Annotated in this window: 22 protein-coding genes; 1 reads left to right on the top strand and 21 read right to left on the bottom strand. The window is 68.0% G+C overall.

All coding sequences use genetic code 11. The features are described from left to right. Positions 1–192: 192 nt before the first annotated feature. The 21 genes from ACT3TD_RS06295 to rho form a co-directional block, all read right to left on the bottom strand. Positions 193–1,437: a class I SAM-dependent methyltransferase gene (locus ACT3TD_RS06295; RefSeq protein ID WP_441583069.1), complete on the bottom strand. Its 1,245-nt coding sequence runs from the start codon at positions 1,435–1,437 to the stop codon at positions 193–195. After that, entirely contained in the window at positions 1,434–2,288 is an 855-nt protein-coding gene (locus ACT3TD_RS06290) for an NUDIX hydrolase (protein WP_441579541.1), read from the bottom strand. The genes ACT3TD_RS06295 and ACT3TD_RS06290 overlap by 4 nt, the downstream gene beginning before the upstream one ends. Before the next feature lie 154 nt (positions 2,289–2,442). Then, positions 2,443–3,309 carry an ABC transporter ATP-binding protein gene (locus ACT3TD_RS06285; protein ID WP_301443937.1) on the bottom strand — a complete coding sequence of 289 codons (867 nt, stop codon included), beginning with the start codon at positions 3,307–3,309 and terminating at the stop codon, positions 2,443–2,445. Between the two features lie 55 nt (positions 3,310–3,364). Continuing rightward, entirely contained in the window at positions 3,365–4,369 is a 1,005-nt protein-coding gene (locus ACT3TD_RS06280) for a tetratricopeptide repeat protein (RefSeq protein ID WP_441579533.1), read from the bottom strand. Positions 4,370–4,380: 11 nt separating this feature from the next. Then, entirely contained in the window at positions 4,381–4,692 is a 312-nt protein-coding gene (locus ACT3TD_RS06275) for a hypothetical protein (protein WP_441579534.1), read from the bottom strand. Between the two features lie 20 nt (positions 4,693–4,712). Then, complete coding sequence (gene nucS / locus ACT3TD_RS06270; RefSeq protein WP_301443185.1) at positions 4,713–5,414, bottom strand: endonuclease NucS; 702 nt, start codon at positions 5,412–5,414, stop codon at positions 4,713–4,715. A 10-nt stretch (positions 5,415–5,424) separates the two neighbouring features. Further along, entirely contained in the window at positions 5,425–5,850 is a 426-nt protein-coding gene (locus tag ACT3TD_RS06265) for a DUF2550 domain-containing protein (protein ID WP_444626430.1), read from the bottom strand. 255 nt (positions 5,851–6,105) lie between these two features. Further along, positions 6,106–6,480: a F0F1 ATP synthase subunit epsilon gene (locus ACT3TD_RS06260; RefSeq protein ID WP_301443187.1), complete on the bottom strand. Its 375-nt coding sequence runs from the start codon at positions 6,478–6,480 to the stop codon at positions 6,106–6,108. A gap of 12 nt (positions 6,481–6,492) precedes the next feature. Then, entirely contained in the window at positions 6,493–7,941 is a 1,449-nt protein-coding gene (atpD, locus tag ACT3TD_RS06255) for a F0F1 ATP synthase subunit beta (protein ID WP_301443188.1), read from the bottom strand. 2 nt (positions 7,942–7,943) lie between these two features. Next, entirely contained in the window at positions 7,944–8,924 is a 981-nt protein-coding gene (locus ACT3TD_RS06250) for a F0F1 ATP synthase subunit gamma (protein ID WP_301443189.1), read from the bottom strand. A gap of 61 nt (positions 8,925–8,985) precedes the next feature. Then, positions 8,986–10,620: a F0F1 ATP synthase subunit alpha gene (gene atpA, locus ACT3TD_RS06245; RefSeq protein WP_301443193.1), complete on the bottom strand. Its 1,635-nt coding sequence runs from the start codon at positions 10,618–10,620 to the stop codon at positions 8,986–8,988. Between the two features lie 75 nt (positions 10,621–10,695). Next, positions 10,696–11,514 (bottom strand): F0F1 ATP synthase subunit delta, encoded by an 819-nt coding sequence (locus ACT3TD_RS06240; RefSeq protein ID WP_301443190.1) that lies wholly within the window; start codon positions 11,512–11,514, stop codon positions 10,696–10,698. A 5-nt stretch (positions 11,515–11,519) separates the two neighbouring features. Then, the gene (locus tag ACT3TD_RS06235) at positions 11,520–12,077 is read right to left on the bottom strand and encodes a F0F1 ATP synthase subunit B (RefSeq protein ID WP_444637975.1); all 558 of its coding nucleotides are present in this window, start codon (positions 12,075–12,077) and stop codon (positions 11,520–11,522) included. Positions 12,078–12,144: 67 nt separating this feature from the next. Then, positions 12,145–12,387 carry an ATP synthase F0 subunit C gene (locus tag ACT3TD_RS06230; RefSeq protein ID WP_038547733.1) on the bottom strand — a complete coding sequence of 81 codons (243 nt, stop codon included), beginning with the start codon at positions 12,385–12,387 and terminating at the stop codon, positions 12,145–12,147. Between the two features lie 92 nt (positions 12,388–12,479). Continuing rightward, complete coding sequence (atpB, locus tag ACT3TD_RS06225) at positions 12,480–13,280, bottom strand: F0F1 ATP synthase subunit A (protein WP_301443192.1); 801 nt, start codon at positions 13,278–13,280, stop codon at positions 12,480–12,482. Between the two features lie 297 nt (positions 13,281–13,577). Continuing rightward, complete coding sequence (locus ACT3TD_RS06220; protein ID WP_441579540.1) at positions 13,578–14,045, bottom strand: hypothetical protein; 468 nt, start codon at positions 14,043–14,045, stop codon at positions 13,578–13,580. Positions 14,046–14,079: 34 nt separating this feature from the next. Then, on the bottom strand, positions 14,080–15,276 hold the full coding sequence (locus ACT3TD_RS06215; protein WP_301441833.1) for an MraY family glycosyltransferase: 1,197 nt from the start codon (positions 15,274–15,276) through the stop codon (positions 14,080–14,082). A gap of 2 nt (positions 15,277–15,278) precedes the next feature. Further along, a complete protein-coding gene (locus tag ACT3TD_RS06210) occupies positions 15,279–15,953 on the bottom strand; it encodes an L-threonylcarbamoyladenylate synthase (protein ID WP_301441832.1) in 675 nt (224 codons plus the stop codon). Positions 15,954–16,008: 55 nt separating this feature from the next. Continuing rightward, positions 16,009–17,016 carry a N5-glutamine methyltransferase family protein gene (locus tag ACT3TD_RS06205; protein ID WP_301441831.1) on the bottom strand — a complete coding sequence of 336 codons (1,008 nt, stop codon included), beginning with the start codon at positions 17,014–17,016 and terminating at the stop codon, positions 16,009–16,011. Between the two features lie 7 nt (positions 17,017–17,023). After that, a complete protein-coding gene (prfA, locus tag ACT3TD_RS06200) occupies positions 17,024–18,109 on the bottom strand; it encodes a peptide chain release factor 1 (RefSeq protein ID WP_301441830.1) in 1,086 nt (361 codons plus the stop codon). After that, a complete protein-coding gene (gene rho, locus ACT3TD_RS06195; RefSeq protein WP_444614936.1) occupies positions 18,102–19,991 on the bottom strand; it encodes a transcription termination factor Rho in 1,890 nt (629 codons plus the stop codon). The genes prfA and rho overlap by 8 nt, the downstream gene beginning before the upstream one ends. Before the next feature lie 469 nt (positions 19,992–20,460). On the opposite strand from rho, the gene ACT3TD_RS06190 reads away from it, so the two are divergent. Next, the gene (locus ACT3TD_RS06190; protein WP_301441834.1) at positions 20,461–22,278 is read left to right on the top strand and encodes a long-chain fatty-acid--CoA ligase; all 1,818 of its coding nucleotides are present in this window, start codon (positions 20,461–20,463) and stop codon (positions 22,276–22,278) included. The last annotated feature ends 6 nt before the right edge of the window (positions 22,279–22,284 follow it).

Genomic DNA, 22,284 nt, shown 5'->3' with positions numbered 1-22,284 from the left:
CCTGCTTGACCAGAACCACGATGTTCGACATTCATAGGCCTTCCTGCTTGGGGTGCTTTTCTTCGGTCCGAAGTCTACCTGCGAATCACCGTGATGTACCCCACATTGGGATTTCCCCCGGGTCACGTCACCGGCGTAAGCGCGTCACCTGCGACGACGAGGCCAACTGTCGCAGAAATCATTTATTTAGAACTACCCCCGCAGGTGTAGTTCCTCGGTGATGACCGCTACAGAGGCGTCGCCGATCCGGGTGAGCACGACCGTCAGCTCCCGCCCGCCCTTGAGCTTCATCTTGCGGCGCAACTGGTCCGGGTCGACGTCGACCCCACGCACCAGGATCTCCAGACGTCCGCAGTCCAACGCCGCCAACGCCGGACGCAGTTTCTTCAGCTGGACCTCCTCGATCACCTCGAAGACGCGCTGGCCGGGCAGGAAGGCCCCCTCCGTCCCCGTCCCCCTCGCCGACAGGTCCTCCAGGGAGTCGCCGCTGAGGTAGGCGATGTGCGGGTCCACCCGCCACCAGCCCAGGGCGGCGGCGTACTGACGGACCAGCCCGGCGCGCACCACCGCACCGTCCGGGTCAAGGATGTAGCGCCCCACGCGGCCCACCTCCTCGGACTCCGGGTCGTCGGAGGTCAGGACGCGGCGTCGACCGTCGCGGAAGACCACGGCCCGACGCTCGTGCGCCGCGAGCTCCGGGGTGTAGAGGCACGCCTCCTTCACCCCGCCGTCCACGCTGACCACGTCGACCTGGCCCTCCCACTCGCCGTAGTCGATGCCCGGGGCGCACTTCACCGCCACCGCGGACCCCCGGTGCGCCTCGAGCAGGTCCGGCAGCGGCGGAAGCAGGTCCTTCGGGTCGCGGATCCGCCCGCGGGCCGTCCGGCGGGCCGGGTCCGCGACCACCACGTCCACGGCACCGGGGGCGAAGACGGGACGCACCGCGTCGGCACGCACCAGCGCGACGCGTCCTGCGTCCTGTCCTGTGACCGTCATGTTGTGGCGCGCCATCGCCAGCCGGGACGGATCCAGGTCGCCGCCGAGCACCGTGCCGAAGCGTCCGGCGAGATGCGGCAGCTCGGTACCGACCGAGCAGGTCACGTCGGCGACGACGAGCCCCCCGCCCGCCTGCCCGCCGGTGCCGGCCCCGAGCATGGTGGCGATGTGGTCCGCCCGCTCGGCGGCCACCACCGCCGGTGTCGCCTGCTGGGCGGAGTCCCCGCACACCAGCCAGTCACCGGGCACCTTGCCGCCGGCCACGGCCGAACGCCGGGCGGCGACCAGCTCCATCAGGGCGCGGGCGTGCTCGCCGTGTTCCCGGCGCAGCGTCGCGGTGTCAGCGACCCGGCTCGACTTCGTCAGCGCGAGGTTCTCCGCCCCGGCCACGGCGTCCGGGTGCGCCACGAGCCAGTCGACCTCCTCCAGCGTGAAACTCACGCGAACGGGGACGGGGGCAGCTCCCCCGGGTCGACGGCGAACTTCATGCCGGGGGCGAACACCCGCTCGGGGTAGCCGTACATCCGGGTCTCCAGCAGGTAGTACTCGGCCATGTAGGGCTCGTCGACCGGCTCGGAACGCACCGGGTCCACCCGCAGCGTCTCGGCGAAGTCCAGGATCTCCCCGACACTGCGGAAGGTGTCGAGCATCTTCAGCTGCGACCACGTCGGCGGCATGAGGTTGATCTTGCGGTTGCGCCAGCCGTCGAGCAGCGTGGCCGGACGGAACCAGCCCGTCGAACTGGCCTCACGGGTGTCCCCGTGCGTCTCTTGCCCCTCGGGCATCGCGGCGACGAAGAACGCCGTGTCGTACCGGATCGGCTGCGACTCCGGGGTCACCCAGTTCGCCCACGGGCGCAGCAGGTCGCCGCGCAGCACCAGGTCGTGCATGCTCAGGAAGTCGGAGAAGGCCAGCCGGTGCTGCTCGAGCTCCTGCCGGAACGGCAGGTAGGGAACCGTGTCGCGCACCGGCCCGGAACCGTTCTCCCCTGCCTCACCGGCATAGCCGGCCAGCAGGGTGCCGGTTTCCTCGAAAGTCTCGCGCACCGCCGCGCACACCAGGGCGCGCGCCAGTTCCGGCGAGGTCCCCAGCCGCTCGCCCCACCACTGCGGCGAGGGGCCCTGCCAGCCGATCTCCGGGGAGTCGTGGCCGTCGCCGTCGACGTCGCCGGGCAGGTCCCGGGCGTCCACCCCGCCACCGGGGAAGACCGTCATCTCCGCGCAGAAACGCATCGTGCTCGCACGCTCCTGGACGTACACCTCCGGGCCGCTGAGCGTATCTCGCAGCAGCATCAGCGTCGAGGCGTGCCGGGCCGGCACGACCGCCCCCGGGGCCCCGTCACGTGCCCTGTCAGGTGCCCCGTCACGTGCGCCGTCACGCTCACTGCCGTTCACACTGCCGTCCACCATGTCCTCCACCATAGTCGTGTGGGCCGGTTCCTGGCCCTCAGCGTGCCCGGTGGCTTCCCCCGGTGCGTGCCCTGCGCGCGAAGTAGCGCCCGTCGTCGAAGGACAACGAGATCGGCTGGTGGTACGCCCGGGTCAGGTTCTCGGAGGTCATCACGTCCTCCAGCAGCCCCTGGGCGACCACCCTGCCCTCGTCGAGGATCATGCCGTGGGTGAATCCCGGGGGGATCTCCTCGACGTGGTGGGTCACCATCACCGTCGCAGGGGCGTCCGGGTCCTCCGCCAGCTCCCCGAGCATGCGCACCAGGTCCTCACGCCCACCCAGGTCCAGGCCTGCGCCCGGCTCGTCGAGCAGCAGCAGTTCAGGGTCGGTCATCAGGGCACGCGCGATCAGCACGCGTTTACGCTCGCCCTCGCTCAGCGTCTCCCAGGTCTGCTCCCCCAGGTGCAGCGCACCCATCTGCTCCAGGATCTCCATGGCACGCAGTTCATCACCCCGGTCGTAGCGTTCACGCCAGCGGCCCATCACGTCGTAGCCGGCGGAGATCACCAGGTCGAGGACCTTCTCCCCGCCGGGCACCTGGTGGGCCACCGCGGCCGACGACATGCCCACCGCGGTGCGCAGCTCGCGCACGTCCGTCTTGCCCAGGGTCTCCCCCACGATCCGGGCGGTGCCGGACGAGGGGTACTGGCGCGCCCCGGCGATGGTCAGCAGGGAGGTCTTGCCCGCCCCGTTCGGACCGATGATGATCCACCGCTCGTCGACCTCGACCTGCCAGGTCACCGGGTGCAGGACATGGCGTCCGTCGCGGACGATGGTCACCTCGCGCAGGTCGAGGACGAGGTCCTCGTCGAGGGCGTCGGCGGTGGCGGGTGAGGAGATGATGGTGTCGTTCACGTCCTCCATCGTGCCCTACCGTGCCGCGCCGTGGTGGATCAGGGGTCCACCGGCCCCACCCACCTCAGAACAGTGCCGAGGCCATGCGGGTACGCGCCGCGATGACCTCGGCATCGGCGGTGTCGTACATGGCGAAGATCTCCAGCAGCCGGCTGCGCGCGGCGTCGCGCTCGTCGCCGGCGCTGGTCCTGATGCGCTCGATGAGGGTGTCGAAGGCCTGCACCCGCTCACCGGCCAGCAGCAGGTCGTCGACCTCGTCGGACGCCCCCTGCGCCGAACGCTCCAGCAGCAGTGCCGTCACGCGGGCGGCACGCGCCTCCGCCACCAGTTCCTGCACGGCCTCCGGCTCCGCGGCGGGGTCTGCGCCAGGGTTCGCGATGATCTCGTCGTAGACCGCGACCGCCCCGGCGTAGTCCTCGCCGTCCAGCAGGACGCCGGCGCGCTCGAAGCGCGGGTCGACGGCGTCCTCTCCCCCGTCGGTGGCGTCAAGGCCGTCAGCGCCGGCACCGGCGTCTTCGCTACCGTCGGACTCCGGCAGCCCCGGCAGCCGACCGTCCACGGCGCGCACGACGGCGTCCACGAACTGCGCGATCTGCTCGGCGGGCTGCACGCCCTCGAAGTTCGTCAACGGACGTCCGCCGGCCAGCGCCAGCACCGTGGGCACGGCCTGCACCTGCAGCGCCTGGGCGATCTCCGGGGTGGTGTCCACGTCAACCTCGCGGAAGACCCACTGCACGGGGGCGCCGGAGGCGTCCTGCGCCTCAGCCAGTCGGGTGAATTCGGCGGACATCTCCGCGCACCCCTCGGCACGCGGACTGCCCAGCAGCAGGATCACCGCGACCTGGGTGGAGCGCACCACCAGGTCCTGCTCGAAACTCTCCGGCGTCACCGCCGCACTACGGGCGATGCGCGCCCCCGACTCGGCCTCCTGCCTCGACCTTTCCGCCGCCCGCTGGCGTTGGTCGGCGGCCTCCTTGACCGCCCCGAGGTCCACGGCGCCGGCCGCGAAACGGTTCGGGGCCGCCGCGCCGCCCTGTTGATGCTGTCCCGGATGGTTCGGTGTCGTCATGGCGCCCCATCTTAGCGCCGCCCCGTACGCCTCCGCTCCCAACACCCGGAGTGCCAGTGACGCCGGTCGTCGCCACCGCGGTGCGAGTCCGGCCAGGCGACGATGTGCGCCACCCCCGGCGGGATGTTCTGGTTGCAGCCCGGGCAGACGTAGTACTTCACCGCCGCCTTCGGGCCGATCCGTCGAACCAGGTAACTCTCCGTCCAGCCGGACGTCCCGCCCGCCCAGGACGGCGCGTCCTCACGCCGGGTGCCCAGGTAGGACCCACCGTCGCGCGGCAGCCCGCGCGACGGGGTCGCGTCCCTCCTGTTGCGTCTCGGCATCGACCCGCTCCCGGCCTACGTCAGAACAGGCGGAGCTCGTCGGACTCCACCCCGCGCATCGCCTGGTAGTCCAGGGTGACGCAGCGGAAGCCACGGTCCTCGGCCAGGGTCTTGGCCTGGGGCTTGATCTCCTGGGCGGCGAAGACACCCTGCACCGGGGCCAGGAGCTCGTCCCGGTTGAGCAGCTCCACGTACCGGCTGAGCTGCTCCACCCCGTCGATGCCACCGCGCCGCTTGATCTCCACGGCGACGGCCGCACCGTCGGCGTCGCGGGAGAGGATGTCGATCGGCCCGATCGCGGTCGGGTACTCCCGGCGCACCAGGGTGTAGCCCTCCCCCAGGATGTCGATCTGCTCGGCGAGCAGCTCCTGCAGGTGCGACTCCACACCGTCCTTGACCAGGCCCGGATCTTCACCGAGCTCGTGGGAGGTGTCGGAGTAGACCGTGCCGATCTTGATGGTCAGGCGTTCCTTCTTCGGGTTCTCCACCGTCCACACCGCCGTCACGCCCTGCTCCGACAGCTCGTCGGGGACGTCGTCGCCCTCGGCGACGCTGAGCGTGCACGGCGGCGTCATCCAGTTCAACGGCTTGTAGGCACGGTCGTCGGCGTGGATGCTCACCGAGCCGTCCGCCTTCACCATGACCAGACGGTCAGCTTCCGGGAGATGGGCCGCGAGGCGCCCCTCGTAGTCGACGGAGCAGCGGCAGATGACCAAACGCATGAGGGACAGGCTACCGTATGCCCCGTTTCCTCACCGTGCGCAGGTCCGAGCGAATCATCCGCTCCGAAGGTGCCGACTCCAGCCACGACACCAGGGCCGTGTCCCCCGCATCGTCCAGGGCGACCTCCCAGGTCTTGGCCCCGTCCTCCAACGTCATCACGTGAAGCTCGGGCTCCAGGAAGGCCGACTCACGGTCGGTGATGATGCGCCGGTCGGTGATCTCGGTGTGGTGCCGGTTGAGCTGCAGGTCCGACTCCGGACGCACGGAGCGCAGCTTGTACACCCGGGCGATACCGCTGCCGTATACAAGAACCCCGTGGCGCCAGTGCCGCCCGTCCTGGTTGGGAAGGCTTCTGACCACCACGGGGATGCCCCGACTCCGGAGGGTGAGGAATCTCGCGCCGGCGATTATCACGCCACATGCGAGTGCGATCACCACGACGGTAATCAGAATGTTCAACAGCACCAGTCACGCCCCTTCTCGGTCGCGATCCCTCCGCACGGTGGTCATCCGGGCCGGCGGGGTCGCGCCTTAGAACTTTTCGTCGATATTACCGTCGTTCAGGGGCAGTACCAAAAGGAATAGGCAAGCCGAGCCGCCGGTCCGGGCGCGCAGGTGCACGCACGACGAAAACCGGGCCGGCCACCTCGGTGAAGAGGTGGCCGGCCCGGCGGCAGGCTGGAGCGGCTGTCAGCTCTCCTGCAGACGCTTCACGGCGCGAAGTTCGGACTGCGCCAGCTCTCGCTCCTCGTCGGTCGAGGCGTCGCGGACGCGCGCCTCGGCCTCGGCGGTGTCGACCTCGTGGGCCCACAGCGCGGAGTCGGCGAGGATGGTGATCTTCGACGTGGACACGGACAGGAAACCGCCCTGTACCGCGGCGACGAAGGTCTCACCCTCGGTGGTCCGGATGACCACGACACCGTTGTCGACCAACTGGCCGAGCAGCGGCTCGTGACCGGGGAGCACGCCGATCTCGCCCTCGGTGGTCTGTGCGGTGACGGAGGTGGCCTTACCCGACCACAGCATCCGCTCCACGGCCACCAGTTCAGCGGCAATCTCAGCCATGTGCGTGACCCCTTACTTCTCGGTGAGCTTCTTGTAGGCGGCCTCGACGTCGTCGAGTCCACCCAGACCGTCGAAGCACTGCTCCGGGTAGGCGTCGAACTCGCCGTCGCAGATGCGCTCGAAGGCGTCGATCGTGTCCTCGAGGGGCACGAAGGAGCCGGGGATGTCGGTGAACTTCTGCGCGACGAAGAAGTTCTGACCCAGGAAGCGCTCGATACGACGGGCACGCTGGACGGTGATCTTGTCCTCTTCGGACAGCTCGTCCATACCCAGGATGGCGATGATGTCCTGCAGTTCCTTGTTCTTCTGCAGAACACCGATCACACGCTGGGCGACCGCGTAGTGGCGCTCGCCGACGATGCCGGGCTCCAGGATGCGCGAGGTCGAGGTCAGCGGGTCCACCGCGGGGTAGATACCCTTCGAGGCGATGGCACGGTTGAGCTCGGTCGTCGCATCCAGGTGGGCGAAGGTCGTCGCCGGTGCCGGGTCGGTGTAGTCGTCGGCAGGCACGTAGACGGCCTGCAGAGACGTGATCGAACGGCCCTTGGTCGAGGTGATTCGCTCCTGGAGCACACCCATCTCGTCGGCCAGGGTCGGCTGGTAACCCACGGCGGAGGGCATACGGCCCAGCAGCGTGGAGACCTCGGAACCGGCCTGGGTGAAACGGAAGATGTTGTCGATGAACAGCAGCACGTCCTGGTTCTGGACATCGCGGAAGTACTCCGCCATGGTCAGACCGGACAGCGCCACGCGCATACGGACTCCCGGGGGCTCGTCCATCTGGCCGAAGACGAGGGCGGTGTCCTGGAGGACGCCCATCTCCTCCATTTCCAGACGGAGGTCGGTGCCCTCACGGGTGCGCTCGCCGACGCCGGCGAACACGGAGGTACCGGAGAACTCGCGGGCGATACGGGTGATCATCTCCTGGATGAGCACCGTCTTACCCACACCGGCGCCGCCGAACAGGCCGATCTTGCCGCCCTTGACGTACGGGGTCAGCAGGTCGATGACCTTGATGCCGGTCTCCATGAGCTCCGTGCGGCCTTCGAGCTGGTCGAAGTTCGGGGCCTCACGGTGGATGCCCCACTGCTCGCCGTCACGGCCGAGGCCGGGCTCGTCGAGGCAGTCACCGAGGGCGTTGAACACGTGGCCCTTGACGACGTCGCCCACGGGCACGGAGATCGGACGGCCGGTGTCGATGACCTCGGCGCCACGGACGAGTCCGTCGGTCGGGGCCATGGAGACACCACGGATGATGTTGTCACCGAGGTGCTGGGCGACCTCCAGGACGATGGTCTTGGCCACCGACTCCAGAGTCACCTCCACCTCGAGTGCGTTGTACAGTGCCGGCATAGCGCCACGCGGGAACTCCACGTCGACGACAGGTCCGATGACTCGGACCACGCGACCGGCAGCAGTCGATGCAGCGCTGTCGCGCTGCACCTCAGTAGCTGTAGTCATAGTTAGTCACTTTCTCCGCTGTCGGCGAGCGCGTTGACGCCACCGACGATCTCTGAGATTTCCTGGGTGATCTTTGCCTGACGCAGCTGGTTGGCGACCCGGGAGAGGTCGTTGACCAGCGCGGTGGCGTTGTCCGTCGCAGCGGACATTGCGGTACGGCGGGCAGCGGACTCACTAGCGGCGGCTTCCAGCATCAGGGCGAAGATGCTCCGGGAGACGTACTGCGGCAGCAGTGCCGTCAGGAGCGTGTCCGCATCCGGCTCGAATTCGACCTCGGCGCTGACGTCGTCGCTGGCATTGGAGAGCATGTCGTCCCCGGTCTGCAGCGGTTCGTCGTCCTGCTGGGTCTCGATCGGCAGCATGCGGATGGCACGCGGCGTCTGGGTGAGCATCGACTCGAACCGCGTGTAGACCACGTGGAGCTCGCCGAAGCCGGTCAGCTCGGTGCCTTCCGGGACGTTCAGCCCGTCGCGCCAGTGCACGCTGCCCTCGTCGCCGGCGGTGAAGCCGTCGATGAGGTGGCGGCGGAGGTCGTGCGTCGCGGCGTAGTCCGGGTCCTGGGAGAACCCGGTCCATGAACCGGCGAAGTCGTCACCACGGAAGCTGTAGAAGGTGACTCCCTTGGAGCCGGCGATGTACAGGACGACGTCCTTGCCCTCGCCCTCGAGCCGCTTGCGCAGCTCGGCGGTCTTCTTCAGCACATTGTGGTTGTATCCACCGCACATGCCACGGTCACTCGTGATGACGAGGATAGCGGCGCGCTTGGCCTCGGCCTCGACGTCGAGCATCGGGTGGTCCAGTGAGGACGCGGATGCGAGACGCTGGATGACCCGAGTGATCTCGTCGGCGTACGGCTGGGAATCGCTCACGCGAGCCTGCGCCTTGGTGATCTTGGAGGTCGCGATGAGCTCCTGGGCCTTCGTGATCTTCTTCGTCGAGTTGACGGACTTGATCCGTCCCCTCAGTTCGCGAAGTGTTGCCATCGCTGCTGCCTCCCTTCTTCTGTGTACTCGGTCTGTGCAGTCATCGTTTTAGTTCCCCGCGCTACTTCTTGCGGGAGACGCTGATCTGCGACTGGTCGAGATCCTCGTCAGCCAGGGCCTGGGCCTCCGGCTCGTTGATGACCGGGGTGCCGTCCGTGGACTGGAAGCCACGCTTGAAGTCGCCGGTCGCGGCGACCAGTGCCTTCTTGGAGTCGTCCGACAGCGGCTTGCCACCGTTGATCTGCTCGTAGACGTCGGCGTTGTTGGCGTGCAGGTACTCCCACAGCTCCGACTCGAAGCGGCGCACGTCGACGACGGGGACCGTGTCGAACTCACCCTCACCGGCGAGGAAGATGGAGACCATCTGATCCTCGACGGCCTGGGGCTGGGTCTCCTTCTGCTTCAGCAGCTCGACGAGACGCTCGCCGCGCTCCAGCTGGGCCTTGGAGAACTCGTCCAGGTCGGACGCGAAGGCCGCGAAGGCCTCCAGGTCACGGTAGGCGGCGAGGTCCAGTCGCAGGTTACCGGCGACCTTCTTCATGCCCTTAGTCTGTGCGTCGCCACCGACACGGGAGACGGACACACCGACGTTGATGGCCGGCCGGACGCCCTGGTTGAACAGGTCGGACTCCAGGAAGACCTGGCCGTCGGTGATGGAGATGACGTTGGTGGGAATGAACGCACCCACGTCGTTGGCCTTGGTCTCGATGATCGGCAGTGCCGTCATCGAGCCGGCGCCCTCCTCGTCGGACAGCTTCGCCGCACGCTCCAGCAGACGGGAGTGCAGGTAGAAGACGTCGCCCGGGTATGCCTCGCGGCCCGGCGGGCGGCGCAGCAGCAGGGAGATCGCGCGGTAGGCCTCGGCCTGCTTGGTCAGGTCGTCGAAGATGATGAGGACGTGCTTGCCCTCGTACATCCACTGCTGACCCAGGGCGGCACCGGCGAACGGCGCGAGCCACTTGAAGCCGGCGGAGTCGGATGCCGGGGCTGCCACGATGGTCGTGTAGTCCAGGGCACCCTCGTCCTCGAGGGTCTGACGCAGCGCGGCGATGGTGGAGCCCTTCTGGCCGATCGCGACGTAGATGCAACGCACCTGCTTCGTCGGATCCCCGGACTCCCAGTTCTCACGCTGGTTCAGGATGGTGTCGATGCAGACGGAGGTCTTACCCGTCTTGCGGTCGCCGATGATCAGCTGACGCTGGCCACGGCCGATCGGGGTCATCGCGTCGATGGCCTTGATGCCGGTCTGCATCGGCTCGTGCACCGGCTGGCGCTGCAGCACCGACGGTGCCTGCAGCTCCAGGGCGCGGGTCTCGGTGGACTCGATGTCACCGCGGCCGTCGATGGGCTGACCCAGGGGGTTGATGACCCGGCCGAGGAAGTTCTCCCCCACCGGGACGGACAGGACATCGCCGGTCCGCTTGACTTCGTCGCCTTCCTTCAGCGACTCGTAGTTACCCAGCACCACAACACCGATCGAATCGGTCTCGAGGTTCTGCGCGACTCCGATGAGACCGCCCGGGAACTCAAGCAGCTCGTTGGTCATCACGGAGGGCATGCCCGAAACCTGGGCAATGCCGTCCGCTGCCATCGTAACCACGCCGACCTCCTCACGGGAGGCCTCCGCGGAAGTGCTTGAGGTGTAGTTCGCAATCGCGCTACGGATCTCATCGGAGGAGATCGTAAGCTCCGCCATGTTCTTCCTGCTCTCGGTATCGTCTTCCAGCATTACGTGAATTATCTTGTCGATCGAGGTTCGATCCGGGGCGGCCTAGGCGAAGGCCCGACGCATGCGCTCCAGCTTTCCAGCCGTGCTACCGTCGATCACTTCGTCGCCGACCCGGATGACCGCACCACCGAGGAGGCTGGTGTCAACCTCGGAATGGACGGACATCGCGGAACCGTAGATCTTCTCCAGCTTCTGACCCAGTGCCTGCTCCTGTGCCTCCGACAGAGCCGAGGCGGAACGGACGCGGGCTACCCGGCGTCCGTCCAGTCCGGCTGCGAAGTCGCACAGTGCGTCAAGGTCCTCGACCGGACGCGCGACGGGACGGCCGATCACCTGAAGCGCGAGGGCTTCGGCGATGGCGCTGACGTGGCCGTAGAGGACCTTCGCCAGCAGTTCCCGACGTCGTTCTCCGGACGCCAGACGGTCGGCCAGGAGCATCTCCAGTTCCGGCTCCCGCTCGAGGAGACGGGCAATGTCGAAGAGCTCCGTGGCGACCTTCTCGCTCTGACCCTGCTCATGGGCTGCACGCAGCAGGGCACGGCGGCCCAGCTCGACCAGCCCGTGGCGCAGGTCCCGGGTGTTGGACCAGGTGCCCGTGACGACCTGCGAGACAGTCTCGCGGGTAGTCGTGGAGACCTTGTCCGCCAGCAGCCCGTCGGCCAGTGCGGCGCGACGGTCGGCCGGAACAGTCTGGTCCACCAGCGCCGTGCGCAGTGACCGGTCGCTGTCCAGGAGGTCTGCGACCTCGAACAGCTCGGAACCGGTCGCAGCACCGGCTGCGGCGGTGTCGGTTGCACCGGACAGTGCACCGTCCAGCGACTCAGTCAGCTGGTCCAGGGTTGTTCTGCTCGCTGCGTGCACGGGCCTCACTTCCCCGATCCGACGCTGTCGAGATCAGCGAGGAAGGAGTCGATCGTACCGGAACGCTTGACGTCGTCCGAGAGCTGCTCGCCCAGCAGACGCTCGGCGAGGTTGATGGAGTTCTCCCCCATCTCCTTACGCAGATCGGAGACGACGGACTCGCGCTGCGCGAGCAGCTGCTTGTTGCCGGACTCGATGATGCGGTTGGATTCGTCGGTCGCCTGCGTCTTCATGTCAGCGATGATCTTCTGACCCTGGGAGCGGGCGTCGTCACGAATCTGGGAGGCTTCGGTGCGTGCCTCGGCCAGCTGGGCGTTGTACTTCTCCAGCGCGGCCTTGGCCTCGTCCTGTGCCTGCTCGGCACGTGCGATGCCACCCTCGATCTGGTCGGTGCGGTCAGCCATGACCTGCTTGACCTTGGGAAGAACGAACTTCCAGAAGATCACGAAGATGATGATGAAGCTGACAAGGGACCAGACGATGTCATACGACTTGGGGAGCAGAGGGTTGATCTGCTCCTCCAAAGGCAGCTCGTCGGCTGCCAGAATGAGGTAGTTCGTCATAGTCTCCAGCTTTCGCTCTTGAGTGTGAAGGTCTTGTCACAGAGTCCCGCGGGCGGGACGCCGCACACTAGAACAGGAAGCCGGCGACCAGGCCGATGAGGGCCAGGGCCTCGGTGAAGGCGATACCCAGGAACATGGTGGTGCGCAGCTGGCCGGCCATCTCGGGCTGACGAGCCATTGCCTCTGCGGTCTTGCCGACCAGGATACCGATACCGACACCGGGGCCGATGGCGGCGAGGCCGTAGCCGATGGTGCCGAGACCCTCGAACTTGGTGGTGGTGTCCTGGGCGAGGAGCAGCAGGTCGTTCATTAGGATTCCATTCCCTTTCGTGGTGCCCCGCCCTGGTCCACGGTCGTGGTCCCGGTTGGCGAGGCGGAAATATTATGTGTGGATGTCGGGGGTCAGTGCTCGTCCGCGTGCAGCGACTGCTCGATGTAGACCGCCGTCAGCAGGCTGAAGATGTAGGCCTGCAGGAAGATGATCAGCATCTCGAACAAGGTGAATGCCAGTGCGGCGACGAGCGTTCCTCCGGCCAACAGCGTCCAGCCGTTGAGCTGCCAGAAGAAGAAGTTCGTGGCGCCGAACAGCAGCACGAGAACAATGTGGCCGGCCAGCATGTTCGCCATGAGACGGATGGTCAGGGTGACCGGCCGCAGGACGAAGGTGGAGAAGAACTCGATCGGGACGACCAGCACGTGCAGCAACGGCGGCAGGTTCGGGATGACCACGGAGGACTTCACGAACTTGCCGAAACCGTAACGCTTGGCACCTGCGTAGATCATGGCGATGTACGCCACCGCCGCCAGCACGATCGGCATGCCGACCCTGGCGTTGGCGGAGATGTTCAGTGCAGGAATGACTGCAGGCAGGTTACCGATGAGAACCACGAAGAAGATGGTGGCGATGATCGGCAGGAACCGACGCCCCTCCTTCTTCCCCAGGATCTCCTCGGCGATGTGGATGCGGACGAAGTCGACCGCATACTCTGCAACGTTCTGCGCACCCCTCGGGATCAGCTTCGGCTTGCGGAAGGCATACAGAAAAAAGGCCGCCAGGATGACGATCATCAGAAGACGGATGACCATCAGGCGGTCTACTGCGAAGATGCCGTTCGCGAAGTCGCTGAACCAGAGCTGGCTGGGATCCACTTCCCCCGGGAAGAATTCATGCTCCATAGAAGGCGCGTGGAATTCGCCCTTCATGGCCAAGGTTGTAACGCTCAGCGTTCTCTCCCGTGGTTTGGGCCGCGTGATTGTGGGTCAGGCGGTGCGATGGAGGATGTCAGGAGTTCCCGGAACCGTGGACTCCGTCGCACATCCGCACGGTACCGGGGGTGATATACCAGGATTGCTCGCGGGCACGCGTGAGCACGTGGGTCCGCCTACCTGATTACCCGCGGGAGATATTACCAGCAGTCCGCGCAGGTGCGCGAACCAACTCCCCCCGATCCCCCGAAGCGGACCAGACTATGCCCCACCCTGCACGGATCCACCCCCGTGTCACACGTTCGTCACATTCGTCCGAATGATGCCGATGGTCTCCGCCCCCAGTGCGACCACGAGCGAGGCGATCACGGTGACCCCCATGGCGGTGTGGTCGAAGAAGTCCATGTCACGCAGCACCAGGAGCACACACAGGACGACGACGATCTTGATCAGCCAGGAACCCAACGTGATGATCATCGTGGTCTGCGGCGAGGTGTTGGAGGTCAACAGCACCACCGCCACGGTCGCCAGCACGAAACCACCGCCGATCGCCGCGCCGAGGAGCACCCCCCACAACCCCTCGAGGCCGCGGAAGTTGCCCCACAGCGCCAGGGAGATCACCGTGATCACCAGGAGGCCGATCGCCCCCGACCGCGCCGCGTTCAGCAACGGGCGCCGGTGGTCTGCCATGTCCCCGTCCGACTCGTTGATCTCCGGGAGGTCGGCGGGGTCGGTCGTCTGCTCGTTGTTCTGCTCATTCACGGGGTACAGCCTAGCTGTCCCCCACGGCGACGACCTACCCGGTCGCGACGGCCTTGCTCCCGCCGGCACCGTCACCGGAGGCGTCCCCACGCCCCCGCCACAGCGGCACGGCCGTGAACGCCGTCGCCAGCAGGATCGCCACCCCGAAGACGATCGCCGCGATCGGCAACGGGAGCACCGTGGACCCCACGGCCCCGAGGGCGACCACGCCGACCCACGTGTAGAGCACCAGCACGACCTGCTTCTGGGAGTGACCCAGTCGCAGGAGCCGGTGGTGCAGGTGCTGCTTGTCCGGGGCGAAGGGGCTCTTGCCCGCCTTCAACCGGCGGACGACCGCCATCAGCAGGTCCAGCATCGGGATGAACAGCGCGGCGATCACCACCAGCACCGGGGTCATCAACGCCAGGAAGTCCGCGGGGCCGTAGAGCGCCATGTTGATCCGACCCGACGCCGAGACGCTCGCCGCGGCCAGCAGCAGCCCGATCAGCATGGACCCGGAGTCCCCCATGAATATCCGCGCCGGCGAGAAGTTGTGCGGCAGGAACCCCAGGCACACGCCCAGCAGGCCGGCCGAGATCATCGCCGGCGGATAGGCGCTGACCGTGCCGCCCTGGTCGTGCAGGATCGTCAGGGAGTAGATCAGCAGCGTCGCCGCGGCGATCGCGCCCAGGCCGGCGGCGAGACCGTCCAATCCGTCCACGAAGTTCATCGCGTTGATGATGGCCACCGTCAGCAGAGCCGTCAAGATCGTGGACTGGACCTGATCGAGGATCAACGTGGTGCCGTCGCCGAACGGCGAGTAGATCAGGTACCACGACAAACCGGCCAGGCTCATCGCCACGGAGCCGGCAACCTGGCCGCCGAGCTTGAGCACCCAGGAGATGTCGAAGAGGTCGTCGACCACCCCCACGATCACGATCACGAAGGCGGCGGCGACGACAGCCACCATGTCCGGGGTCACCGGGGGGAACCCACGGTTCAACGCGGGCAGCTGGTTGGCCACCAGCACGGCGACAACGAAGCCGGTGAACATCGCCACCCCGCCGAGCCGCGGGGTCGGCACCGTGTGCACGTCGCGGGAGCGCGGGGCGGTCATGCGTCCGAACCGGATCATGATCATGCGGATCACACCGGTGGTCAGGTACGTGGTGACCAGGCCCACGAGCAGGATCAGCGCCAGCTCACGGAACGGCACACCCACCCCGGACCAGGACGCCGCGGACAGCTCCATCCTCAGTTGCCCCGGGCGGAGTCGTCGGCGAGCAGGGCCTCGGCAGACACGCCCAGCACCTCGCCGACCCGGTCGGCGCTGATGGCACCGTCGCGCAGGATGCGCGGACGGTGACCGGACAGGTCAACGATCGTGGAGGCCGTACCGATGGACGCCTCCCCGGCGTCGAGGTAGACCGACACCGAGTCGCCGAGCTGCCCGCGTGCCTCGGCGGCGGTGAGTGCGGCCGGACTACCGGAGATGTTCGCGCTGGAGACCGCCATCGGCCCGGTCTGCTGGAGCAGTTCGATCGCCAGCGGGTGCAGCGGCATGCGCAGCGCCACGGTCCCGCGGGTGTCCCCCAGGTTCCACGGCAGGCTGGGCGCCTGGTGGGTCACGATGGTCAGCCCGCCGGGCCAGAAGGCCTCGGTGAGCAGGCGCACCGTCTCGTTGTAGTCGCGGACCAGCCCGGCGACGGTGTCCCAGGAGCCGATGAGCACGGGCACCGGCATGTCCGGGCCACGGTGCTTGGCACGCAGCAGGGCGGCGACGGCGTCGTTGTCGAAGGCGTCGGCACCGATGCCGTACACCGTGTCGGTGGGGGTGACCACCAGACGTCCGGCCTTCACCGCGCTCAGTGCGGCGGCGACACCGCTCTGCCTGCCCTCGTCCTCGTTGCAGTCGTAGGTCTGTGCCATGCTCCGCGCCGTCCGTCCTCTCGTGTCGTTGGTTGCTTACCTTAACCCGTTCACTCTAGCCCCGTGTGGGCCGGTGGCCGGGATCGCGGTGCACCTGGCCGGTGACGAACCTGTCCCGGCCAGCGAAGTCCCGGTGTTGCTCCAGCTCGGTGACGCCCACGCCGGCCAGGATCTGACGGACGTCCGCGCCGGTGGAGTCGTCGTGTTCGACGGCCACGCCCGCACTCGGGGCGGCGACGAGGTCGATGACCTCCGCCAGTGGGCGCATCAGCTCCAGGCCGTCCGTCCCGGAGAAGACCGCGGCGTGCGGGTCACGGGCGACCTCCGGGGAGACCTCGGTGGTCTCCGGGACGTACGGCGGATTGGACGCCACGATGTCGGCGGAGGCGACGAGTCCCAGCGCCACGACGTCTTCCGGCGTGGCGACGTCCGCCCGGTGGAACTCCACGGCGATCCGCGGATCCACGTGGCCCTCGGCGACCCAGGTCCGGTGGTTGTCACGGGCCTGTTCCACGCCCTGCGCGGTGATCTCCAGGCCGATGACACGGACGCCGACGGCGTCGACAGCGTCGACAGCATCTACTATCCCTCGGGTACCAAGCTCGTGGGCCACCCCCAGGGCGATCGTGCCCGGCCCGGAACACAGGTCGACGATGGTCAACGTGGGTTCCAGCAGGCGCGCGAAGAGCGGGTCCTCGCGCAGCGCCACACGCCGCTGGGCCTCACCGGCCACCCAGTCGATCAGCAGATCGGTCTCGGGACGCGGGACGAACACCCCCGGGCCGACCGCCAGGTCGATGCCCGCGACCGTCCCGTACCCCAGGATCCACTGCAGCGGTTCGCGCTCAACGCGTCGCTGCAGCATCGTGGCGAAGGACGCCGGGACGGCGTCGCCGCCGCGCATGACCAGGTCCAACGGGCCGACGTCCACCCCCGACTCGCGGGTGAGGGCGGCGGCCATGAGCACGCGCGCATCGTGTGCGGCTGACTCCACCCCGGCCGAGGACAACGCCGAGGCGGCGTCCCGCAGCGCCGCCGACACGCTCGCAGCGTCCTGCGTCACCGCGGTCCTACTCCCCCGCCTCGAGCCGGCTCTGACGCTCCGCCTCGCTCAACGCGCCGAAGAGCGCGTCGAGGTCACCGTCGAGGACGGCGTCGAGGTTGTTCGCCTTGTAGCCGATGCGGTGGTCCGAGACCCGCGACTCTGGGAAGTTGTAGGTCCGGATGCGCTCGGAACGGTCCATCGTGCGGATCTGTGCGGCGCGTCCCTCCGCGGCCACGGCGTCCGCCTCCTCCTCCTTCATCTGCTGGAGGCGTGCGGCGAGCACCTGCATGGCGCGCGCACGGTTCTGGATCTGGGAACGTTCCTTCTGACACGTCACCACGATGCCCGTGGGCAGGTGGGTGATGCGCACCGCCGAGTCGGTGGTGTTCACGCCCTGACCGCCCTTACCGGAGGAACGGTAGACGTCGACGCGGATGTCCTTGTCGTCGATCTCCACGTCCTCGACCTCGTCGGGCTCCGGGTAGACCAGCACGCCGGCGGCGGAGGTCTGGATGCGGCCCTGCGACTCGGTCACCGGGATACGCTGCACCCGGTGCACGCCGCCCTCGTACTTGAACACGCTCCACGCGCCGTCGCGGCCTGGCTGCTTGGCGCGCACGGACATGGTCATGTCCTTCACGCCGCCCAGGTCGGTCTCGTTGACGTCGAGGACCTCGAAGGTGAAGCCGTGCTTCTCTCCGTAGCGCTGGTACATGCGTGCCAGCTCCCCGGCGAACAGCGCGGCCTCCTCGCCACCGGCACCGGACTTGATCTCCATGACCACGTCCTCACTGTCGTGGGGGTCGCGCGGGGCGAGCAGGTCGGTGAGCTTCTCCTCGAGACCCGGCAGGTCCGCGGCGAGGCGGTCGGCCTCGGCGGCGAAGTCCGGGTCCTCGGAGGCCATCTCGCGGGCGGCCTCGAGGTCGTCGCGGGTCTCCACGAGCTTGTTGTAGGTCTGGATGACCGGCTGCAGCTCGCTGAATCGCTTGGCCACGCGGCGGGCCGCGGCGGCGTCGTTGTGCAGCTCCGGGTCGGCCAACTGCATCTCCAGGCCCTGGTACTCCGACAGGATGTCGTCGACCTTGGAGGGGGAACCGGCGAAGTCACTCATCGTCGTCCTCCCCGGCCAGCGGTGCGGACGAGGCGATCTGCAGCATGAAGTCGCGGTTCGTCTTCGACTTGCGCAGCTGCTTGTTCAGCAGCTCGATCGCGGCCTGCGGGTCGAGCGCGGAGAGGATGCGGCGCAGCTTGTGCAGCAGGCGCGCCTCGTCCGGGCCGAGCAGCAGCTCGTCCTTGCGCGTGCCGGACGGGTTGACGTCCACCGCGGGGAACATGCGACGCTCGGCGATCTTGCGGTCCAGCTTCAGCTCCGCGTTGCCGGTGCCCTTGAACTCCTCGAAGATCACGGTGTCGCCGGCGGAGCCGGTCTCGACCATGGCGGTGGCGATGATGGTCAGCGAGCCACCGTCCTCGATGTTGCGGGCCGCGCCGAGGAAACGCTTCGGCGGGTACAGGGCGTTGGAGTCCACACCACCGGAGAGGATGCGGCCCGACGCCGGCGAGGAGTTGTTGTACGCACGGCCCAGACGGGTGATGGAGTCAAGCAGCACCACGACGTCCTTGCCCTGCTCCACCAGGCGCTTCGCCCGCTCGATGGCGAGCTCGGCGATGGCGGTGTGCTCGTTCGGCGGACGGTCGAACGTGGAGGCGATGACCTCACCGCGCACGGAGCGCTGCATGTCGGTGACTTCCTCGGGACGCTCGTCCACCAGGACGACCATGAGGTAGCACTCGGGGTTGTTCACCGTGATGGCGTTGGCGATGTCCTGCAGGATCGTGGTCTTGCCGGCCTTCGGCGGGGAGACGATCAGGGCACGCTGCCCCTTGCCGATCGGCATGATCAGGTCGATGACACGGGTGGTCAGGATCTTCGGCTCGGTCTCCAGGCGAAGACGCTGGTTGGGGTACAGCGGGGTGAGGTTGTTGAACTTCGGACGCTGTGCGGCCTGCCCCGGGGCGAGTCCGTTGACGGTGTCGACGGAGTTGAGCGGGGTGTACTTCTGACGGTTGCGGTTGCGTCCGCCGCCGCCACCGGCCTGCTGTGCCTTGGCGCCGGGACGGATGGTGCCGGTGATCGCGTCACCGTGGCGCATCCCGAACTTGCGCACCATCTGGATCGGCACGTACACGTCCGTCGGCCCGGCGTGGTAGCCGGTGGTGCGGATGAAGGCGGTGTTGGCGTCGGCGAAGTCGAGGATGCCGGCGACCGGGGTCGGAGGCTCGTTGTTGCCGCCGTTGTTGTTGCCGCCGCCGTTGCCGCCGTCGTTCTGGTTGTTCTGGTTGTTGCGGTTGCCGCGATCGTTCCGGTCGTTGCGGTCGTTGCGGTTCCCCCGGTTGCCACGCTCGCTCCGGTCGTTGCGGTTGCGACCGCCGCGCTCGTCGGAGTTCTGCTGGTTGCCCCCCTGGTTTCCGCCCTGGTTGCCACCCTGGTTCCCCTGGCCACCGCCCTGCTCGCCCTTGCCCCGGTTACGACGGTTGCGACGGTTGCGGCGACCACGACGGCCACCCTCCTCGTCGGAGTCATTGCGGTCGTTACGGTCGTTGCGGTCGCTCCGGTCGCCACGCTCCTGCGTGCCCTGGTCGACGCCCGCGCTCGCGTCCGCCGCGGTGTTGTCGGCCTTCGCCGCGTTGTTGTCGGCCTGTGCCGCGTCCTTCTCGGCGGGAACCTGCTGCGTCATCGGCGCCTCCTGGGTCTGTGGTGCGTCCTTCTTGTCCTTCGCCGGCTTGGCGTCCTTGGCATCCTTGGCATCCTTGCCAGTCGGACCACGCTGTCCGCCGATCCCGGCGCTGGCGATCGCGGAGACCAGATCCCCCTTACGCATCCCGGAGGTCCCCTTCAACCCCTGCGATGTCGCGATCTGCTTGAGTTCCGCCAGTTTCAGGGAGGCAAGCCCGTCGTTCTGTGCCCTGGAGACGATGTCCGGCAAAGTCACAGGTGTCCTTTCGGTTCACCTCCCCCTGCTCACCCGCCCGCGGTCGTGACCGCGGCCTGGTCCCTGTCCCCGCGGACCGGCACACCCCACGGGCGTTACCGGTCCCAGACGGCGGCAGGACAATGGAAGGTGACGTGCTCGAGTGAGTCGTCGTTTATGTGGAATGGATGTCACGGTGCGCGCGGACAACTGGTCCGGCGCCGGGGCAGACGAACACTCCCGGCGGATGAGATGTCGGTGCGGTGTACCCGCGTGGATCTCCGTGACTCCGGATGACCGCCCACCGTCTCGGACCGATTCGGTGACCCCGTAAATTCCTGGGGTCCTCGGGATGGCGGTGGTCGGTTCTCGTCGACGATGGTACCACCCCGGCACACCGGTGGTGCTAATCCACGCACCGGCGCGGAGGTCGTCCGGCAGGACGCACGGTGCGTCCCCTATCCTTGAGGTCATGGACGCCACCCACCACATGGACGCACGCACCAGATCAGGTCCGGCTCCCAGCACCGCGCCACTGACCGTGTCGACGATGCACGAGTACCCCCTGACAATGGCCTCCGTGCTGGAGTACGGACGCGTCGTCCACGGCACGACGACGGTGCGCACCTACTACGGGGACTCCCCCGAGGACACCACCTTCGCCCAGGTCGGTGGACGCGCCGCGGCCCTGGCCCACGCACTGACCGACGTCGTCGGGGTGGAGACCGGCCAACGTGTCGCCACGTTCATGCCGAACATCACCGAGCACCTGGAGTCCCTGTTCGCGGTGACCTCCATGGGCGCGGTGCTGCAGCCGTTGAACTCCAACCTCGTCGCCGACCAGCTGGTGCACATCATCAACCACGCCGGTGACCAAGTGATCATCTGTTCGCCGCGGTCGTCCCGGCGCCTCGTCCCCGTGATGCCCGACTGCCCCGACGTCCACACCCTCGTCGTCACCGGCACCGGCGGCGACGCCGCGCGCAAGGAACTCTCCGACCTGCTCGCCGACGCCGGACGCGGCAGCATCCGCGTCCTCGGCTACGAGGAGCTCCTCGACGGCTACCCCACCAGCTACGACTGGCCCAACGTCGACGAGACGTCCCCCGCCGCACTGCTGTACTCCACCGGCACCACGGGTGCGCCGAAGGGCGTGGCCTACTCGCACCGGTCGATGTGGCTGCACGCGATGAACCTGCGCACCCCCGACTCCTTCGGGATCCGCAACGGGCACAGTTTCCTGTGCGCCGTACCGATCTTCCACGTGTTGAGCTGGGGCGTGCCCATCGCCGCGTTCATGGCCGGCACCCCCCTGGTGTTCCCCGGCGGCGCCGGCGGACCCGCCCACCTGGCGCACGTCATCGCCGACGCCATGCCCCGCATGGCCCACGGCGCGCCCAGCGTGTGGATGCAGCTGGTGGTCCACTACCAGCACACCCCGCCGGAGAAGATGAGCCTGCAGGAGATCATCTCGGGAGGCGCCCCAGTCCCGCCAGCCTTGATCGACGCCTGGGAGGAGCGGTACGGCGTGGACATGATCCACTCCTGGGGCATGACCGAGACCGGCCCGGTCGGCACCGTCGCCCGCACACCCGTCGGTGTCGGCGGTGAGGCCCGGCGGCGCTACCGCGACAGCCAGGGCCGCTTCCCCATCGGCATGGAGTTCCGCGTCGTCGGCGAGGACGGCACCCCGCAGCAGGCCAACGACCGCTCCAGCGGCGAGATCCAGGTGCGCGGCAACTGGGTGACCACGGACTACCACCACTCGCCCGCCTCCGCCGAGGGTGGGGCCGCCCACGTCTTCCGTGGCTCCGACGTCGACGACAACGACGACGCGGCCGGACGCTTCACCGACGACGGGTGGTTACGGACCGGCGACATCGGCACGATCACCCGCGACGGCTACCTCACCGTGCACGACCGCCAGACCGACACCATCCGCTCCGGCGGGGAGTGGATCTACTCGGCGATCCTGGAGAACATCGTCATGGAGTCCGTCGTGGTCGCGGAGGCCGCGGTCATCGGTGTGCCGGACGAACGCTGGGGGCAGCGTCCCCTCGCCGTCGTGGTGACCACCCCCGGGGTGGAGCGTGGACGCGGGACCGCCGAGGAACTGGCGGCCGCGGTGGCCACGAAGGTCCCGCGGTGGATGGCACCGGAGTACTGGACGTTCGTCGACCGCATCGACAAGACCTCCGTCGGCAAGTTCGACAAGAAGGACCTGCGCGCCCACCTCACCGACGGCGAGTTCGACGTGATCAAACTGCGAGGCCCCGGCGAGCCGAAGCCCGCCGGGGAGGAGCAGTAGAGGTCG

The organism is Corynebacterium sp. AOP36-E1-14, from assembly GCF_052377495.1.
Lineage (GTDB): Bacteria > Actinomycetota > Actinomycetes > Mycobacteriales > Mycobacteriaceae > Corynebacterium.
The sequence above is the reverse complement of the archived record's forward strand: the minus strand, read 5'-3'. Positions and strand labels throughout refer to the sequence as shown.

Bases quoted from the DNA above. Each gene is read 5' to 3' on its own strand.
- ACT3TD_RS06290 (WP_441579541.1), bottom strand. From the start codon at position 2,288: ATGCTGCTGCGAGATACGCTCAGCGGCCCGGAGGTGTACGTCCAGGAG.
- ACT3TD_RS06285 (WP_301443937.1), bottom strand. From the start codon at position 3,309: ATGGAGGACGTGAACGACACCATCATCTCCTCACCCGCCACCGCCGAC.
- ACT3TD_RS06280 (WP_441579533.1), bottom strand. From the start codon at position 4,369: ATGACGACACCGAACCATCCGGGACAGCATCAACAGGGCGGCGCGGCG.
- ACT3TD_RS06275 (WP_441579534.1), bottom strand. From the start codon at position 4,692: ATGCCGAGACGCAACAGGAGGGACGCGACCCCGTCGCGCGGGCTGCCG.
- nucS (WP_301443185.1), bottom strand. From the start codon at position 5,414: ATGCGTTTGGTCATCTGCCGCTGCTCCGTCGACTACGAGGGGCGCCTC.
- ACT3TD_RS06260 (WP_301443187.1), bottom strand. From the start codon at position 6,480: ATGGCTGAGATTGCCGCTGAACTGGTGGCCGTGGAGCGGATGCTGTGG.
- atpD (WP_301443188.1), bottom strand. From the start codon at position 7,941: ATGACTACAGCTACTGAGGTGCAGCGCGACAGCGCTGCATCGACTGCT.
- ACT3TD_RS06250 (WP_301443189.1), bottom strand. From the start codon at position 8,924: ATGGCAACACTTCGCGAACTGAGGGGACGGATCAAGTCCGTCAACTCG.
- atpA (WP_301443193.1), bottom strand. From the start codon at position 10,620: ATGGCGGAGCTTACGATCTCCTCCGATGAGATCCGTAGCGCGATTGCG.
- ACT3TD_RS06235 (WP_444637975.1), bottom strand. From the start codon at position 12,077: ATGACGAACTACCTCATTCTGGCAGCCGACGAGCTGCCTTTGGAGGAG.
- ACT3TD_RS06230 (WP_038547733.1), bottom strand. From the start codon at position 12,387: ATGAACGACCTGCTGCTCCTCGCCCAGGACACCACCACCAAGTTCGAG.
- atpB (WP_301443192.1), bottom strand. From the start codon at position 13,280: ATGAAGGGCGAATTCCACGCGCCTTCTATGGAGCATGAATTCTTCCCG.
- ACT3TD_RS06215 (WP_301441833.1), bottom strand. From the start codon at position 15,276: ATGGAGCTGTCCGCGGCGTCCTGGTCCGGGGTGGGTGTGCCGTTCCGT.
- ACT3TD_RS06210 (WP_301441832.1), bottom strand. From the start codon at position 15,953: ATGGCACAGACCTACGACTGCAACGAGGACGAGGGCAGGCAGAGCGGT.
- prfA (WP_301441830.1), bottom strand. From the start codon at position 18,109: ATGAGTGACTTCGCCGGTTCCCCCTCCAAGGTCGACGACATCCTGTCG.
- ACT3TD_RS06190 (WP_301441834.1), top strand. From the start codon at position 20,461: ATGGACGCACGCACCAGATCAGGTCCGGCTCCCAGCACCGCGCCACTG.